The sequence below is a fragment of the Tsukamurella conjunctivitidis genome (assembly GCF_007858475.1).
GTDB lineage: Bacteria > Actinomycetota > Actinomycetes > Mycobacteriales > Mycobacteriaceae > Tsukamurella > Tsukamurella conjunctivitidis.
Genome location: NZ_VIGX01000249.1, coordinates 1 through 549, shown reverse-complemented (window position 1 = coordinate 549; position 549 = coordinate 1). Strand labels below are relative to the sequence as shown.

1 protein-coding gene is annotated in these 549 nt (G+C 42.6%); it reads left to right on the top strand.

What is annotated here, in order from left to right:
* A partial coding sequence (locus FK530_RS27695) for a hypothetical protein (RefSeq protein WP_205124277.1) occupies nt 1-314 on the top strand: 314 nt, incomplete at its 5' end.
* Between the last annotated feature and the right edge of the window lie 235 nt (nt 315-549).

Below are 549 nucleotides of genomic sequence, written 5' to 3'. Positions count from 1 at the left end.
ATAAGAATAATCAATTGAAACAAAAAGAACTGTTGAATTGCCGGAGTTTACCATCACGTGCTTCCAGAAATCACATGCCGGCAAGTGGTGATCTACTATCTCCGGTTAATTTTGCAATAAAAAAGTTTGAACGCTGCCGGATCTCACTATTGCATGCTTCTATATACCACGCGCCGGCAGATGGCAATTTTCCAATTACCCCAAAAAGGTATCGCTTTAATGATATTCTCCCGGCATCAAGGATGCCGAATGGCGGGCATGCACCGGTAAAAAGAGCGAGATGGTCGGCTCCCGCCCCTCAAAAACCCTCTTAAGAATTATAAGAATAATCAATTGAAACAAAAAGAACTGTTGAATTGCCGGAGATTACCATCACGTGCTTCCAGAAATCACATACCGGCAGATGGTGATCTACTATCACCGGTTAATTTTGAAATAAAAAAGTTTGAACGCTGCCGGATCTCACTATTGCATGCTTCCATATACCACGCGCCGGCAGATGGCAATTTCCCAATTACCCCAAAGAAGTATCGCTTTAATGATATTCTC